The organism is Actinomyces oricola (assembly GCF_004104015.1).
Classification (GTDB): domain Bacteria; phylum Actinomycetota; class Actinomycetes; order Actinomycetales; family Actinomycetaceae; genus Actinomyces; species Actinomyces oricola.
In genome coordinates, this window is the sequence record NZ_RYFV01000077.1 from 1 (window position 1) to 565 (window position 565).

Below are 565 nucleotides of genomic sequence, written 5' to 3' on the forward strand. Positions count from 1 at the left end.
GTTGAGGGGGTGGGTTTGGGCGTGTGGGTGCCAGGGTGGGGGTCGAGGCCCTCTGATGATGGGAGTTGCTACACAACCAACTGCCGGAAGGCCTCGACGTGGACCACGCTATCTTTGCTAGCCCTGATCTGACAGTGTTCTGCCGCCTTGATGGGCTGGGACTCCAGGCTGTTGGTCAACTCCTGGAGCCGGACCGGGCGGTGATCGAGTGCCGGGTAGCCGACCCGGATCCGTGGTGCCGGGGTTGTGGCTGTCGGGCGCGGTCGCGGGGGACGGACACGCGCTTGTTGGCGCATGAGCCGTTCGGGCACCGGCCAACGAGCCTGCTGATCCGGGTCCGGCGCTACAAATGCGGCGAGTGTGGTCGTTCCTGGCGCGAGGACCTCACCTCGGCAGCGCCCGAGCGGGCGAAGCTGTCTAGGCGCGGGATGAGGTGGGCCTTAGAAGCGCTGGTGATTGATCACCTCACCGTCGCCCGGGTCGCCGCGGGTCTGGGCGTGTCGTGGCACACCGCGAACAACGCCGTCCTCGCCGAGGGGCACCGGCTGCTGATCGATGACCCGAC

At 67.6% G+C, this 565-nt stretch carries 1 protein-coding gene; it reads left to right on the top strand.

Annotated elements, in window-relative coordinates; translation table 11 throughout:
• Nucleotides 1-98: 98 nt before the first annotated feature.
• Nucleotides 99-565 (top strand): transposase family protein (locus EUC46_RS12460; protein ID WP_164918848.1); only part of this gene is annotated, 467 nt, incomplete at its 3' end.